The 14,516-nt window shown below is 41.1% G+C and carries 12 protein-coding genes; 4 read left to right on the top strand and 8 right to left on the bottom strand.

What is annotated here, in order from left to right; all coding sequences use genetic code 11:
• Window positions 1-199 precede the first annotated feature (199 nt).
• From PL9631_RS15505 to PL9631_RS15470, 8 genes are all read right to left on the bottom strand, one after another.
• The gene (locus PL9631_RS15505; RefSeq protein ID WP_083621667.1) at window positions 200-826 is read right to left on the bottom strand and encodes a HEAT repeat domain-containing protein; all 627 of its coding nucleotides are present in this window, start codon (window positions 824-826) and stop codon (window positions 200-202) included.
• A gap of 24 nt (window positions 827-850) precedes the next feature.
• Window positions 851-1,687, bottom strand: a complete 837-nt coding sequence (locus PL9631_RS15500; protein WP_083621665.1) for a HEAT repeat domain-containing protein — start codon at window positions 1,685-1,687, stop codon at window positions 851-853.
• A gap of 81 nt (window positions 1,688-1,768) precedes the next feature.
• A complete protein-coding gene (locus tag PL9631_RS15495) occupies window positions 1,769-2,551 on the bottom strand; it encodes a hypothetical protein (RefSeq protein WP_083621664.1) in 783 nt (260 codons plus the stop codon).
• Window positions 2,552-2,830: 279 nt separating this feature from the next.
• Window positions 2,831-3,073 (bottom strand): phycobilisome linker polypeptide, encoded by a 243-nt coding sequence (locus tag PL9631_RS15490; RefSeq protein ID WP_083621662.1) that lies wholly within the window; start codon window positions 3,071-3,073, stop codon window positions 2,831-2,833.
• Window positions 3,074-3,154: 81 nt separating this feature from the next.
• Window positions 3,155-4,024 (bottom strand): phycobilisome linker polypeptide, encoded by an 870-nt coding sequence (locus PL9631_RS15485; RefSeq protein ID WP_083621661.1) that lies wholly within the window; start codon window positions 4,022-4,024, stop codon window positions 3,155-3,157.
• Between the two features lie 184 nt (window positions 4,025-4,208).
• A complete protein-coding gene (locus PL9631_RS15480; RefSeq protein ID WP_083621659.1) occupies window positions 4,209-5,024 on the bottom strand; it encodes a phycobilisome linker polypeptide in 816 nt (271 codons plus the stop codon).
• A gap of 162 nt (window positions 5,025-5,186) precedes the next feature.
• Window positions 5,187-5,675: a phycocyanin subunit alpha gene (gene cpcA / locus PL9631_RS15475; RefSeq protein ID WP_083621658.1), complete on the bottom strand. Its 489-nt coding sequence runs from the start codon at window positions 5,673-5,675 to the stop codon at window positions 5,187-5,189.
• Window positions 5,676-5,774: 99 nt separating this feature from the next.
• Window positions 5,775-6,293, bottom strand: a complete 519-nt coding sequence (locus PL9631_RS15470; RefSeq protein WP_083621656.1) for a phycocyanin subunit beta — start codon at window positions 6,291-6,293, stop codon at window positions 5,775-5,777.
• Between the two features lie 799 nt (window positions 6,294-7,092).
• On the opposite strand from PL9631_RS15470, the gene smc reads away from it, so the two are divergent.
• The 4 genes from smc (at window position 7,093) to hppD (ending at window position 14,359) form a co-directional block, all read left to right on the top strand.
• Window positions 7,093-10,740 carry a chromosome segregation protein SMC gene (smc, locus tag PL9631_RS15465; protein ID WP_083622121.1) on the top strand — a complete coding sequence of 1,216 codons (3,648 nt, stop codon included), beginning with the start codon at window positions 7,093-7,095 and terminating at the stop codon, window positions 10,738-10,740.
• A 212-nt stretch (window positions 10,741-10,952) separates the two neighbouring features.
• Window positions 10,953-12,347, top strand: a complete 1,395-nt coding sequence (locus tag PL9631_RS15460) for an NYN domain-containing protein (RefSeq protein WP_083621655.1) — start codon at window positions 10,953-10,955, stop codon at window positions 12,345-12,347.
• Between the two features lie 180 nt (window positions 12,348-12,527).
• Window positions 12,528-13,235, top strand: coding sequence for an SDR family oxidoreductase (locus PL9631_RS15455; RefSeq protein WP_083621653.1), 708 nt, complete (start codon window positions 12,528-12,530; stop codon window positions 13,233-13,235).
• Between the two features lie 35 nt (window positions 13,236-13,270).
• Window positions 13,271-14,359 (top strand): 4-hydroxyphenylpyruvate dioxygenase, encoded by a 1,089-nt coding sequence (gene hppD, locus PL9631_RS15450; protein ID WP_083621651.1) that lies wholly within the window; start codon window positions 13,271-13,273, stop codon window positions 14,357-14,359.
• The last annotated feature ends 157 nt before the right edge of the window (window positions 14,360-14,516 follow it).

Below are 14,516 nucleotides of genomic sequence, written 5' to 3'. Positions count from 1 at the left end.
TAACAGGACTTACGCAAAACAACCATATCTAGTAGGGGCGAACGGCCGTTCGCCCCTACAGATGGTGTATAATTGGGTATTCTGCGTAAGTCCTAAATAACTTTTGCCAGAGGTTTAATATACAATTCGTAAATGTTGGCTACACATTCGCCCTTTTTTAATGGGGCTAGGGGGTCATCTAATATTTAAAATATTCAGGTTATGCTAACTTGTGAATTGCCCATTTTGCCCTAGCTCGAACTGCCAAAACTTCATCGGTATTTGCTAATTGTTGTAACTGTTCTTGAATTTTATCAAACCATTCGGGTTGAGTTTTGTCAATTGCTATTGCTAAACCCTCTAACCCAAAAACCCCCGCATATCTAACAATCCATTCAGGATCTTCTGAGGTTTTTTGTAATATTTTAAAAGTCTCAAATTGAGCATCAGCAAGTTTTTCAAAAGGTAATTTATCCCAATGAATATTCCCTAATCCTCTGGCGGCGGCCCGACGAACACTCAAAGCAAAATCACTCCCGGCGGATTCTAATAAAACCTCTAAACCACGAGGATCACCAATACCTGATAAGGCACGAACAGCCCAAGCCCTTGCCCCATAATTATAACCATCTAATTGTTCTAATAAAGGGATAACCGCAGGTTCACCCAACTGAGTTAATCCATCCACCGCAGCCACCGCAGCCCCAGGGTTATTATAGCCTAAAACCGTAATTAATGTAGGAATTGCTTCAACAGAATTAGCTTTAACCAAAGCGGAAACAGCATCTAATAACGCATTTGCAGAATCAGCTTTTTCCACAGATTGAATTAATGTTTGTACAGTCATATTTCTACTATTAGCTAATATTTTTTATAATAAAGAATCCATTAATTCCATGACTTCAATTGCTGATTCAGACAAACTAAAATCAGAAGTATCGGTTAATTGATGTTCTAAAACTCCTTTTAAGGCAATTAATTTTAAACTATTTTCTGCTAGGGTTTCGGCGATCGCTTTTGCCCCGGGTAAATATCCAATTGCCCCTAAGTCCATTAAAGCGGTGCGACGTAAGGTTAAATCCTTGCCTTTTAAAGCCTCTATTAACCGTTCTCCATAGCTATGTTCTCCGGTTAATTGATACATCGCCCTCAATGCCGCATACCGAACTTTAGGAACAAAATGCTCTACAAACGGTTGAACAAACGGAATTGCAACGGTGGCTTTTAAACTGCCTAATGCTTCTAAAATGGCATCATAGGGTTGAACTAAATAGGGTTTTCCCGGCACCAGTTGAGCGACTTCTAATCCCCCTGATAATAATTTTATTAAAGCCGGAACACAAGAATTATCCCCCAACTGTTCTAAGGATTGAGCCGCGGCTTCTCGCACATAAACATCAGCACAGTCTAAACATTCAATTAATGCGGGTACGGCTCGTTTATCTCCTAGTTTTCCTAAAGCTCTAGCCGCATTTCTGCGTAGGGGATAACCTCCTTCTTCAGTGCGATCGGATTCATCTTTTAAGGCTAAAATTAAGGCATCCACCGCCGCGGGTTGATTCACTCGAAAACGTCCTAACCACCAAGCCGCATAATAGCGACGTCCTAGTTCTTCATGGCGAAGATTAGCGATCGCTTGTTCGATGGTTAAAGATTCTTCCTCTTGAGTGCTATTGTTTTCTGTTGATTCCAATCCAAAATCCGCCATTATGTTAAAGGGTATTCTTTTTAACCCTATTGATCATAGCAGGAATCAGCAATCAAGGGGAAGTCCAGATTTAAGTTCAACTCAAGAATCTATGGGATTTTTCCGAGTTAAACTAAAATTCAAATTAATTTGATGAATTTCTAATTGAGTAATATAAGTTAGGAGGGCATGAACTAATACAACCACCCCCAACATTTCCATCACTTCTTCAACCGTGGTAATTAAGGCATAGCCCAGATTATCCTCTCCATGAATAAACTTATAAGCTCCACCGACAACTTCTACGAAAATAGCACCACCCAGAAATACACAGACAGCAATCAAAAATAAACGCTTTATAGATCGGGGCAGGTGCATAAAAAATCGGTAAAATATCACCATAAATATAATCACCGCAATCCCACCGGGAATCACCCAAGCATTATGTAGAATCCCATTAACCCCTAGCTTATGAAGGGGTTTAGAGAGGTGTTCATGTAAAGTTAAAAGCTCATCAAAGGCAAGAAAGCTAAAGATAAGAGAGAGTCCTTGCCAATAATAACGATAGTAATTTTTGGTATTCGTTTTTATGAAGGCAATAATCCCGAACAAGACTGAACAAAAGAAAAGAGCTAATGCGGAATATAGGGTGGGAAAGTTCTGTTCTTCATTCAGTGCAAACTTGCGAGAAAATAACTCTCGCCCTGGGAAATCCGGTAACAAATAAAGAGAAAGATGACCCGCCAGTGACAATAGCGTCAAAATTCCTACAATCGTGAGTAGATATCGAGTAATTTTCCAGGGATAAATGCAGGCTTTTAATTTTATTATGCCTTGATCAACTCCATTTAAAGTATCCGAACGACCAACGGCACTAGATTCCATAAAACACCTAGCCAAAATAATTGAATATTAAATCTTGAATCTGCTTATGTAGATAACCCAAAATTAATTTTATTTTAACCCAACCTTAATCTACCTTCGCCTCGATGTCAAGAACTGGATCAAAATATAAGTATTTTATTTGGAGAATAAAAAATGGTTAGGTGTTTTGGATTTGAAACACCTAACCACAAATATGAATGTTTAAATTAAACTAACGTCCGTTCACTTGTTAAATTCAGTTTTGAACTTCGCTCAACCCTAATTAGAGAATAATAGTAATTATTCTGCTTCGGAGGTCAAAGGTTGAATACTCACAATTTTTGCACCCAGCCGCGTTAAACGCTGCATTTCTTGGTTCATGCGGTTGTAAGGAACAATAATAAATTGGCTGGCGCTAGAACGAATAGAATAATCAGTTTTGTCGGTTTCATCCGATTGACGTAAACCCACAACTTCATAACGAAAGGAGCGACTTCCCGATGGAGAAGTGGCTGATTGTCCAACTGCAATTTGACCTGACATCGTTTTGAATTAATCTAATAAAGTTGTACAAAAACAATAAACAGGGATTGCTAATTAGCTCCCCCTGTTTAAAAAAACGTCCTAAACCGGCGTAATACTAGCGACTTTACCACCTTGACGTTGAATTTCCTGAAGTAGAGGAGATAAGCGTTCGTAAGGAACAATAAAGGATTTGCTGCTGCGACGCACTTTAGGATATCGACGCTCAACAATTCCAGCCACTTCAATCCGATAGCTACGATCAGATTGTCCTAAAACTCCGCCTGTGCTGAATCCCGTAGTCGGAACCACACCTTGACCGGAGGAACGATAAGACCAACCGTCACCACTACCAGAGGGGCTAAGAATGGGAGAAGTGCTGTTTTCACCGAGTTCTTTAGCCAAGCGAGAGCTATTACCATCTAATTGAGAGCGATCGCTATTAGCATAACCGCGATACAACCGGAAAATCCGAGTAAAGCCCACAGTTCTTTGTCCCCGTTGTACTTCAAAGGCACGACAATAGGGAACCACATTTTCTCCGAAGCTTTCCAGGTATTCTACCGAATCGATATAGGAATCAATATCGGCGTCATAGCCTTTGTTTTGGTATAAATCCAAGTGGAAAACCACTTCGGATTCATCATAAGGAGCACGACCCAGTAAATGTTTGTGATTGAGTTCAATCACACGGGTTTGGAAATTCGGGTAGAAAAACTTGGTTTTGTACAGTTCTGATTTAGCAACCGAACGGACAAACTCGCGCACGCTGATGCAACCATCAGTCAACAGAGATTCAGCACTTTTCAAGCGCTCGGAACTCATTAAATAATCATTACCCAGGAGTTGGCGATAAACGGCACGAATTACCTGTTGAGCATCGTCGCGAGTCCAATCTGGTCGCAGTTCAACACGAGGTGTTTCCTGGAAAGCAGTAGTTCCTAGCCTAGATGCTGCTGTTGTAATAGCCACCTAAAATCCTCCTCTTATATTTAAGAACATCACTCAAGAATCAAGTTGCGATTGTAGCGTGCATTGATTCGCTGTTCAATGTTTGTTAGTCAGAGAATATGGGGTCTAAGTGTCCCTTTTTTACAGTTAGCTCCAACCCCAAATCCTCTGAGACAAACTGGCATTAAAGTTTAAACCAATGAGATTATGCCAAAGTAATTCTCATCACCCGTCCCCCGGCGCGATGAATTCGCTGCAACTGAGTAGACAGTTGGTCATAGGGTACGGTATATTCAGTTTTGGTACGGCGCACTTGTGGCAAAGACTGTGTTGCTTTTTGCATGACAGTCAGGCGGTAGAGTTGTCCACGACTCCCGCCCGTCGTACCTGCTAGACTTTGACCATTCTCCGGGGTTTGAATCGGAGAAGACAAGTTCCGGCCTAGTTCCCAAGTTAAGCGACTTTGCTTTTGGTTTTGAGCGCGATCGCTACTGGCATACCCACGATAAAGGGTAAACAAGCGGTTAAAACCAACGGTCTTCTGTCCGTCTTGAGTGGAAAATCCCCGATAATAGGGGACAATATTTTCCCCAAAACTATCCAGATATTCTTGAGAGTCCAGGTAAGAGTTGATTTCGGCTTCATAACCTTCGCTGACATAGAGATCGACGTGAAACGCAATCTCTGACTCATCGTAAGGGGCGCGACCGAGCAGATGTTTGTAATTTAGCTCGATAAACCGAGTTTGAGAATTAGAGTAAAAAAACTTAGTCCGGTAAACCTCGGATAAAGCAATAGCTCTGACAAAATCCCGAACGGTAATTTGTCCTTGGCGCAGCAAAGATTCCGCGCTAGTGAGCCGCTCCCGCGACATCAGGTGTTCGTTGCCCATCACCTGACGATATGCCGCCACAATCACGGTTTGCACGTCTGCTTCCGTGTAGTTGGGGCGCAGTTCTACGGGTTTTGTTTCTTCAAAGGCCCGGATACCAAGTCGGCTACCCTCAAGCAGGCCAACCATATCCTTATGCTCCGTAAGAGATTTTCAAAACAGACAAAAAAGAAAAACTTTGTTAATGTCAGACACCGACGGTAATAATTAAAGATGCTCCTAAGCGTTAAACAACCGTTAACCCAGTTGCTAACAGCTATTTACCGCTTAGGAGCATCAAGCGCGCTAAGTCTAGCTCAGAGCGTTGATAGCATAGTCGATGTAGGAGTTGGCTTCAACAGCTGCGTCGCCACCCAGACCGTGGTTGGCTTTGATGTATTTGAGAGCTTCCACATACCAGCTGGGGGACAATTCAAAAGTCCGGTTGATTTCATCAACACCAGCAATCAGGTACTCGTCCAAAGGCCCTGTACCACCAGCAATTAAGCAGTAGGTGACTTGACGGAGGTAGTAACCGATGTCACGAGCGCATTTAGCTTTACCACGTTCGGTAGAAGCGTAGTTAGGCCCTTGCATTTGGGTGGTGTAGGGAAATTTGTTATACACTGCTTGGGCAGCACCGCTGATCAGGCTGTCAGATTTGGCGGTTAAAGCTTTGGCGGCTTCTAAACCGGCTTTGGCTTGACGGAAACGTCCGAAAGCCACTTGCAGTTCAGTGCTGCTCAGGAAACGGCCTTGAGAATCGGCGGTTGTTACTGCTTCAGTCAGGGGGGTTTTCATGCTTGAGTTATCTCCCTATGGGTTTACAAAGTTCAGGTACGGATTTGAAGTCGTTTAATTAGACTTCTATGGAGTTATGAAAATCTAATTTTTGAAAAATTAGGCGACAGCAGCGGCGGCGCGGTCGAAGTAGCTGGCAATTTCAGAAGCCAGGGCGCTACAATCTCCGGGAGTAACTCCTGCGGGATCGTTAACGATAGCCATAGCTGCATCTTTCATTTTGCCAACGCCAACGGCGACGGAAGCACCGGGAACGCCCAAGGCTAAGTAGGTTTCACGCAGACCGTTCAAGCAACGGTCATCAAGAACGCTAGCATCCCCAGCAAAAATTGCGTAGGTGACATAACGTAAAATAATTTCCATGTCGCGTAAGCAAGCAGCCATACGACGGTTGGTGTAAGCATTACCACCAGGAGCGATCAACTGGGATTGCTCATCGAACAATGCACGGGCGGCATTGGTAACAATGGCGGAAGCGTTACCGGTGATCCGGTTAACGGCATCTAAACGCTTGTTGCTTTCGGCAACCATTTGGCTCAGAGCATCGATTTGGCCGGTGCTTAGCATTTCGCCACGGGTATCAGCTTGAGAAACCACCTTGGTAAAGGCATCAAACATGGATTAATCTCCTACTTGACTTGCTTAACTTTATTTTTGGTTCAGAGTGAAATGATGGGTTTTCCCGATCCTGACTCTTGAGAGTCTCTCTTGTTTGGCTACTGTTACTGTTTTTGCAGTAACTCTTGCCTCACTTAGAGGAACCTTAGAAATTGTACATCACTTTATGAAAGGACATTAAACTTTTTTAATCAAATGTTAATCAATTTTCGGCAGACTAACATTTGGCTGTTGTCTTCGCCCTTCAGATATTAGTTATACAACGCTGTCGCTATTTGTTGCGTTAAAATTTGTTAAGAACTGTATCTTTCATTAAGATTGCCGTTAGCATCCCCTATTTTATTAAGTAAAAATACTCATGATTTATAAAAATATTTACCCTACTAGAACCTGGAATCACTGACTACAATAGCCTTTAGGAGATCATAGTCTAGGTTAGTGATAGATTTTGCTTAACCGTAACAGTTCTAATTTTCCCCGAATAAAAATAAGTATTTTTACTTAAATAATTACTGATTTTGAATACTTGAGTTTTGAGTCACAGACCCTTGAATATTTTGGGGATTTTGACAACCCTGCGTAGTATTTCTTTACAGTTCATAATCCAGTTAAATATTGAAGTGATCAAGACTTAAGATGGTCTGATCTCCACCTTTGACTTGTGAGCAAATACTGAGTGTGGTTAAACCATCCCCCTATTCTTGCTTGATCCAGGCTAAACTGTTAATATTGTTGATTCTTGAGACAACTATGCAGTGTGAGTCTCCCCGCTCACCTCATTCGTCCTAAATTCGTCCCCATGGTTCATATCAAGCGCGTCGAACTTACCAACTTTAAATCCTTTGGTGGTACAACAGCCGTGCCATTACTACCAGGGTTTACAGTCGTTTCTGGGCCCAATGGTTCCGGCAAATCTAATATTCTCGATGCGTTATTATTTGCCCTGGGGTTATCGTCCTCCAAGGGAATGCGGGCGGAACGTTTGCCCGATCTGGTTAATAACGCCCAGAGTCGGAAGGGAACCGTTGAAACCCTTGTTACCGTTACCTTTGACCTTTCTGACTATGAAGGCGAACCCTTGGGGAGTGATAGCGAGGAAACTGATAATAGTGTATCCGCAGAAACCGAACAGACGCGCCATGGCACGTCTCTACCAGGGGATGAAACTTCCCAACAGATACCGAATTTTGAACCCCCCTTAGAATGGACAGTTGCGCGAAAACTGCGGGTAACGAAACAGGGAACCTATACCTCGACTTATTATATTAATGGCGAAGCCTGTACCCAAACCGAACTCCACGAACAGTTAAATAAACTACGAATTTACCCCGAAGGCTATAACGTGGTTTTACAGGGGGATGTTACGGGTATTATTACGATGAAACCCCGGGAACGTCGAGAAATTATTGATGAGTTGGCGGGGGTAGCATCCTTTGATCGAAAAATTACCTTAGCCAAGGAAAAATTAGATGCGGTGAAGGATCGAGAAGAACGCAGCCGGATCGTAGAACAAGAATTAATTGCCCAACGCGATCGCTTAGACAAAGATCGGGCAAAAGCCGAAAAATATCAACAACTGCGGGAAGAATTTCAGCAAAAAAGTCAGTGGGAAACGGTTCTCAATTATCAGACCCTGCAACAACAACAGGGACGACTGCGGGAACAAATAGAAGCCGACGATCGCACCTTAACGGAACTCAGTGAACAGCGTCAACACCAAGATCAACAAATTCAAACCACATCTGTTCAACTAGAACAACTCAACGCCCTAGTTAAAGCTATGGGTGAAGAAGAACTCATTGCCCTTCAGTCTGGTTTAGCTACCCAAGAAGCCCAACAAAATCAACTGCAAACCCGGTATGCGGAACTGGAAACGGCCTTGCAGCAGACGATCACCCAAATTCACCAAACCGAACAGGAACTGCGCCAACAGTATCAAACCCTCGATGGTCTAGCTATTGAAAAAGATCAAGAAACCCTGAATTTAGGCCAACGACAACGGGAACGGGATACCCTACAGGCAACGGTGGAACGGGGGCGCGAAGCCACCTCAGAAGTCGCACAACAGGCGGAAAGCTGGATGGTACAACAGACAGAACTGCACCGCCAAATTGAAACCTTGCAAAAAACCCTTGACCCCCATCGGACTGAACAAGCTCGACTTCGGGAGCGAGTTGAACAACTGCAACGCCAACTTTCGGAACAACAACAGTCTATTACGACCTTGGCTCAGGAGTTATCGGAAAAAACCATAGCCCTCGAAACCGCGACCACTCAACGGGATGGGACGGCTCAACGGGTAGCGACCCTGACCCAGCAGGTAACAGAAACAGAAACGGAGTTACAGGTACAACAGGAAACCCAAACCCGTCTATTACAGGAACAGCGGGAACGTCAGCGCAAACTGGACAAGTCCGAGGCGCAACATCAAGCACAACAGGAAGCGACGGGCAGTTATGCGACTAAAATTATCGCTCAGTCGGGTATTTCGGGCATTTGTGGGTTAGTTTGTCAGTTGGGACAGGTGGAACCCCAATATCAGTTAGCCCTGGAAACTTCTGCCGGGGCGAGGTTGGGTAATATTGTGGTGGAGGATGATAGTGTGGCGGCGGCGGCGATTGAATTTTTGAAGCGCCAACAAGCGGGACGGGCGACATTTTTACCCTTAAATAAAATTAAGGGAAATCGTTCTAATTTACCCAATTTAGCCACGGTGAGAAATGTGTCGGGGTTAATTGATTTAGCAGTTAATTTAATTGAATATGAACCCCGCTATCAAGATATTTTTGCTTATATTTTTGGCAATACTTTAGTTTTCAATAATCTCTCTAATGCTCGAAAAGTATTGGGACAATATCGGATAGTGACCTTAGAAGGGGAATTATTAGAAACCACCGGAGCGATGACCGGGGGAAGTGTGGCTTCTCGGTCTAGCTTGCATTTTGGTACGGATCAAGGGTCAGCAGAAGCCCGAAATATTGCGGCATTGAAGGAAAGATTAGAGGAAATTGAACGAATTTTAGAACGCTGTAACCGGAGTATTTTAGAAGCGAGTCAAACGGTGAAAGACGGAGCATTAGAACTGAATGAAGTTAGACAAACTTTGCGCGATCATCAACAACAAGTTTCGCTATTAGAGTCAGAAATTAGAACCTTAAATAATCAACAAGAACAATTGCGATCGCAATTAGAAAAAAATACCCAAGAATTCAATACCGCCCAAATTCGCTTAAAGAATTTAGAGGCAGAAATTCCCAATTTAGAAACAAAATTACAACAGGATCGGGAACTCTTAGCCCAACTAGAAGACACCCATAGCCATAGTGAATGGCAACAACTCCAAGGGGTATTAAGAACCCAAGAAACCGAGCTCCAACAAAAAGAGAATGCCCTCAGAACCGTACAACAACGGTTAACAGAAATTGAAAATCAACAAACTCGTTTACAAGAAAAAAATCAAGCCGGAAATCAGAAATTAGAAGCCACTCGTCAGGAACAAAAGTTTTTAACCCAAAAGTTAGAAACTGTCAAGAATCAATTAACAGAAATTCACACAACAATTCAACAAATTCGTGGCAATGTATCCAAAGTAGAAGCCAAATTAGGAGAAGAAAAAAGACAACGGGATCAGGTAGAAACCAATTTAGGAGAATTGCGTTTAGCCAAACAACAATTAGACTGGCAAATTGAAAAATTACAAGAAACTCAAACAGGAAGACGGGAACAATTAACCATTAAATTAGAACAAATTGCCGCGATTAGAATTGAACTACCCGAACCCTTACCCAATATACCGAATAACTTAGATTTAGCGGCTCTGCAACGGGATTTGCGATCGCTCCAAAAACGCATGGAAGCCTTAGAACCCGTGAATATGTTAGCCCTAGAAGAATTTGAACGTACCCAAACCCGGTTAGAAGAATTAACCCAAAAACTCACAACCTTAGAAGGAGAACGAACCGAATTATTACTCAGAATTGAAAACTTTACCACCCTGCGCCGTCGAGCCTTTCAAGAAGCCTTTGACGCCGTTAATGAAAACTTTCAAATCATTTTTGCTCAACTTTCCGAAGGCGATGGTTACTTAGAAATTGATAACCCAGAAGATCCCTTTACCAGTGGTTTAAACTTAATTGCCCATCCCAAAGGTAAACCCGTCCAACGGTTAACATCCATGTCCGGGGGGGAAAAATCCTTAACCGCTTTAAGCTTTATTTTTGCCCTACAAAAATATCGTCCCTCACCCTTTTATGCCTTCGATGAAGTCGATATGTTTTTAGATGGTTCTAACGTGGAAAGATTGGCTAGAATGATTAAAAGTCAAACCGAACAAGCTCAATTTATTGTTGTGAGTTTGCGCCGTCCCATGATGGAAGCCTCCCAACGCACCATCGGCGTCACTCAAGCTAGAGGCGCTTATACCCAAGTCCTGGGAATTAAACTCTGAAAACCGCTATAAATTTTTATTGAATACCACCTTGCCATCCTTCTGTCTTTCTTAGTGCCTTAGTGTCTTTGTGTTTCCTTAAAAAACTCATACCACTAAAAACTGCAATTTTCCTGCTCAGTAATTTTTTTTAGATTAAGTTGGCATTTTCGTGTAAAATGTCGTCATGCTACTAGGATTCAAGACAGAATTGTTAGCATTTTGTATCGGTTATGTTTAAGCAAGCCAGCACAATTCAAGAAAATGGAACCCTAGTTGTTCCTGCTATGAGTCACTATGTTTGTCGAACATTAGTGAACGTTCAATATCCTGACTGGATTAATCCGCGTTATCGCCATATTCCTTGGCAACAATCTGAACATCAATCCTCACTGATTCGTCAACTTAATCAGGGATTAAGTCAAGCACGAAATCGAGAGGAACTATTAATAAAACTTAAAGCCTATCTAAGTCGATTGTTTAGTGTTGAATTCTTACATTCTGCTGAATATAAAGTCTTAATTGCTAAACTCGAACAACTGACAGACCCCAATGTTGCCGCCCTATTTGCTCAGTATCCTTTAGTTGATCATTCTTCTTCTCAGTTGTTATTAAATGGCAGAAATCCTAGGGAAAGCGGAATTAGTATTTTATTATTAGATGTTGAAAATCTGACTTTAGATATAGAAATAGAAAAATTTTTAGAGACTATTTGCTTATATCCCGTACAAATTAAAGTCGCCTTTGCTAACTGGCGGAGCATGGGAAAGAAGGATTTAGAATATCATCAAAGAAGTTATCAATTAATTCATGTTCCCCCGGGGAAAGATAGTGCAGATTTAAAAATGTCAACGGTGGGTTCATCAATTTTTGTGCATTATCCCACCGCCAAAGAGGTTTTAGTTTGTTCTTCTGACCGGGGATTAACCCATTTGTGTAACGCCCTACAAACCCATGGATTAACCGTTTATCAAGTCACTAAAAATAAAACCAGTATTACAGTGCTGAATACCCGCACCAGTCAAGTGGATACCTATTCCTTAAAAACCGCCCCTCAAATTCCCACCTTAGATCAATTTATTCTACAATTACAAGAGATTATTAAACTAGAACAGAAACGCTCTCACAGTCAATGGATTAAACTGAATCGAGTTGACCTTTTATATAAAGATGCCTACGATTTAACCATTAGTCAAGTGGTTTCTGCCCATTTTTCAGATTATCAAGCCAGAGATATATTTGTTAAAAATCCCCATATTTTTGTCGTCCATAAATCTTCAGAAAAATCTCCTAGCTATGTGACTCTATTTGAGATTCAATCTTCTGTGCCCGAACCTGTGGCTTTATTAAATACGGAATTATCTCAAAAAATTCTGATTGAATCTTTAGAAGATTTAGAAACGGCTTTAATTAAAATCATCCAAGAATTGACTTTAAATTCATCAGAAGATAATGTTTCATTGTCTATTTTAGGAACGCAATTTTATCAAAAATATGGGATTTCTATTACTAAAATTATCAAAAAATTAAGATTGGGAGGCAATTTTCAAAAGCTATTAAATTTAAGCACGGCTTTTAATTTAGAAAAAACGGATAAAGATTGGAGAGTTAAGTTAAATTCTCCGTAGAGACGTGCCCGGGCGCAGCCATACCGAAGGCTATGGGCGCGTCTATGCTAAGACTCAAACTGCGGTAAATTTTTTACAAAGGCTTAACCCAGAGAGAGAGACGCGCCGTGGCACGTCTCTACAGGGGGAACGATAATTTGTTATACTAAGAAAAATGATTGTTAAGAAATATAAAGGAAAATGAACAATAAAGTCGCTATCGTTGTGGGGGCCACCGGAGGAATTGGATCGGCTGTAGCCAGAAAATTGGCCCAAATCGGAACAAAACTGGTCTTAGTCGCGAGGAATAGCAGTCAATTGGAAGCCTTAGCAACGGAGTTAGCGCCAACGGAATTGTTAATTGTCCCAACGGATATTACTGACCCCCAACAGGTCGAGAGTTTAATTCAAAAAACAGTTGATTATTTCGGTCAAATTGATATTTTAGTAAATGCGGCGGGGGCGGGAATTTTAAAACAGTGGAATAAAATTGAACCGACTGATTTAGATGCCATGTTGGATCTAAATTTAAAAGGATCGGTCTATACCTGTCAAGCTGCTGCTAATATTATGAAGCAACAAAAATCAGGACATATTTGTAATGTTGTCGGGATTTTAGGGAAACATTCTATGGCAATGTCTAGCGCCTATTGTGCCTCTAAATTTGGTTTAGTGGGTTTTAGTAAATGTTTTGCCGATGAAGTTAGACGCTACGGAATTAAAGTCACCCTATTTTATTTTGGGGGTGTCGATACCTCTTTTTGGGATAATGTCAGTTTAAAAGTTGACCGCTCAAAAATGTTGAGTGCGGAAACTGCTGCTAATTCTATTATGTTTGCCTTAGCCGCCGAACCCCAAGCGGTTCCAATGGAAATTAATATTCAACCGGAAAGCCATTTATTCTTTTAAACTTAATTATATTGTTGCTTATTGAACGGAGAATTATGGAGTTTGATCATATCCATTTCTATGTTCAAGATGCTAAACGAACACGGGAATGGTTTATCGAAAATTTAGGATTTCAAGGAATTAGCAGTCGGAGCTTTGGTCATACCCAAACGGAAATTGTTTATCAGGGTTCAGTCTATTTCCTCTTATCTTCGCCTTTAACTATTGAGAGCCATGTTACTGAATTTTTGCAATTGCATCCGTCGGGAGTTGCAGATATTGCCTTTCAAGTTAAAGATTTAGAATTAAGACTTGAACACCTTATTAAACAAGGAGTTCGGGTAATTTCGCCCTTAAAATCTCAGGAATATTCGGGAGGAAAATTAAAATGGTTAACCCTAGAAGGATGGCAAGGTTTACGTCATACTTTAGTTGAACAAATAGGAACAATACCCAGCAAGCCAATTCCTGGTTTTACCGATATTATTCCTATATCTTCCGCCGATATACTGACAATTGATCATGTTGTCTTAAATGTAGAATCTGGAGACTTAAAAACGGCAATTTCTTGGTATCAAAATAATTTAGGATTTCAACCTAAACAAAGTTTTGATATTCAAACGGAACGCTCTGGATTACAAAGTCAAGTTATGGTTCATTCTCAAGGTAAAGTTCAGTTTCCGATCAATGAACCCGCATCAACTAATTCTCAGATCCAAGAATTTTTAGACATGAATCGAGGTTCAGGGATTCAACATATTGCCCTAAAAACCTCTAATTTAGTCCAAAAAATTAATTGTTTAAAACAAAGAGGATTAGCTTTTTTAAAGGTTCCTGATGAATATTATCTACAATTACAAAAACGTTGGATTGATCAACCCTTGTTAGTGAATTGGGAAGAATTAAAAGCTCATCAAATCCTAGCAGACTGGGAATATTTAAACCCAGAAGCGATGCTATTACAAATTTTTACTCAACCTATTTTTGAGCAACCGACATTTTTCTTTGAATTTATTGAACGAAAATTTTGTACAATTGAAGGTGAAATTCGACAGGCTAAAGGCTTTGGAGAAGGTAATTTTAGAGCTTTATTTGAAGCCATAGAACGGGAACAAATTAAACGCACTAATCAAAAATATTCCTGATTTTAGAATTAATTCGGATTACCGATAAATCTCCTTGAAAATAAAAATAGCCTGGGAATTGGGGCGTTATCTTTCTGGAAATAACCTTAAGGATGATTTAAGGGATAAAAACCTTAATTCCTATGTTAGAAAGAAAAAGAGTAAAATAGTTTTAGTA

It is taken from the genome of Planktothrix paucivesiculata PCC 9631, assembly GCF_900009265.2.
Classification (GTDB): Bacteria; Cyanobacteriota; Cyanobacteriia; order Cyanobacteriales; family Microcoleaceae; genus Planktothrix; species Planktothrix paucivesiculata.
This window is presented reverse-complemented; position numbering and strand designations above follow the sequence as displayed.

Excerpts from the sequence above, each read along its gene's own strand:
- smc (WP_083622121.1), top strand. The coding sequence starts at position 7,093 with ATGGTTCATATCAAGCGCGTCGAACTTACCAACTTTAAATCCTTTGGT.
- PL9631_RS15455 (WP_083621653.1), top strand. The coding sequence starts at position 12,528 with ATGAACAATAAAGTCGCTATCGTTGTGGGGGCCACCGGAGGAATTGGA.
- PL9631_RS15490 (WP_083621662.1), bottom strand. The coding sequence starts at position 3,073 with ATGTCAGGTCAAATTGCAGTTGGACAATCAGCCACTTCTCCATCGGGA.
- PL9631_RS15460 (WP_083621655.1), top strand. The coding sequence starts at position 10,953 with ATGTTTAAGCAAGCCAGCACAATTCAAGAAAATGGAACCCTAGTTGTT.
- PL9631_RS15505 (WP_083621667.1), bottom strand. The coding sequence starts at position 826 with ATGACTGTACAAACATTAATTCAATCTGTGGAAAAAGCTGATTCTGCA.
- hppD (WP_083621651.1), top strand. The coding sequence starts at position 13,271 with ATGGAGTTTGATCATATCCATTTCTATGTTCAAGATGCTAAACGAACA.
- PL9631_RS15470 (WP_083621656.1), bottom strand. The coding sequence starts at position 6,293 with ATGTTTGATGCCTTTACCAAGGTGGTTTCTCAAGCTGATACCCGTGGC.
- PL9631_RS15495 (WP_083621664.1), bottom strand. The coding sequence starts at position 2,551 with ATGGAATCTAGTGCCGTTGGTCGTTCGGATACTTTAAATGGAGTTGAT.
- cpcA (WP_083621658.1), bottom strand. The coding sequence starts at position 5,675 with ATGAAAACCCCCCTGACTGAAGCAGTAACAACCGCCGATTCTCAAGGC.
- PL9631_RS15500 (WP_083621665.1), bottom strand. The coding sequence starts at position 1,687 with ATGGCGGATTTTGGATTGGAATCAACAGAAAACAATAGCACTCAAGAG.
- PL9631_RS15480 (WP_083621659.1), bottom strand. The coding sequence starts at position 5,024 with ATGGTTGGCCTGCTTGAGGGTAGCCGACTTGGTATCCGGGCCTTTGAA.